The organism is Streptomyces sp. NPDC031111 (assembly GCF_055570675.1).
On record NZ_JBVIGS010000063.1, the window covers coordinates 1 to 1,092 of the forward strand.

Annotated in this window: 1 pseudogene; it reads right to left on the reverse strand. The window is 66.2% G+C overall.

Annotated features, from left to right (window positions below):
- Nucleotides 1-1,037, reverse strand: a pseudogene (locus tag ACZ470_RS40515) (IS701 family transposase); the annotation flags it as partial.
- Between the last annotated feature and the right edge of the window lie 55 nt (nt 1,038-1,092).

Sequence of the window (1,092 nt, forward strand, 5' to 3'; positions counted from 1 at the left end):
GATAGCGGCGGACTTCGTACTGATCGAGGCCGCATTCGTTCTTCGCGGCCTGGAAGGCCTCCTCGATCGCCCAGAGCGATCCGGCGATGCGGACCAGGTCCTCGACGCTGGTGCCTGTTCGGCGCGCAAGCGAGGAAGTAGGCCAACTCGTCCGGTCGGGCCAGGCTGCGGCGGGCCAGCACCCACCGCTGATGAGTGGGCCGATCGCCGTCGAAGTCCCAAATGGCCGGCAGCCTTGCGGCGACCCAGTCGTAGACGCGCGGGCCCTTGGCGCCCTCGCCGCAGGAGTAGCGTTCCCATGCCTCCTCGGGTGCATCGGCGACTGCCTGGTCGATACGGCTGAATGGACCGTGAAGGTGCTGGGACTTCGGCACGGCCAGGACGTAGCCGACGCCGACTTCTTCCAGGGTGCGGCGCATGCGCCATTCCTGTCCGTAGGCACAGTCACCCGTCACCCAGGCGATCGGCAGGGGTGAAGCAAGAGCTCGCAGGATCATCGCGCGGGCCAATTCTCCCTTGGTCGCGAACCCAGGGACTTTCGCAGCCTCACACCGGCCCGCGTCCCCGGTCCAGGACTTTGGCAGGTAGAGCTCCCGGTCCACCAGAGCCCTGCCCCTCAAGGAGGCGTAAGCGGCGAACACCCCGATCTGGCAGTTCACGGTACGGCCGGCAGTACCCGAGTACTGCCGCTGCACACCGGCAGAGGTGATGCCCTTCTTCAGGAAACCGGTGTCGTCGACGATCAGAACACCGCCCGGGGTGCCAAGCCGCTCGGCGACGTACTGCTGCAGATCGTCCCGGACCGCGTCAGCGTCCCAGGAGGCGCCGTTCAGCAGATACTGGAAGCCGGCTGGCCCGCGGTGACCTGCATACTCGGCCAGTTGCCAGCCATTCTTCCGCTCCACCGGTGCCAGCAGACCGCGCACATAGTCCCGCATCCGCCACCGCAGATCCACCCGAGAGAACCGGCCCGCCACCCGCGCGAAGACCGACTCCAACTCCTCAGCCCACAAACCAGCTTCATCTATCCCCACCATGCTCGGAACACCGAAACCGACCAGCGCAGGCAACGATTTCTCACTGGAGTACTAG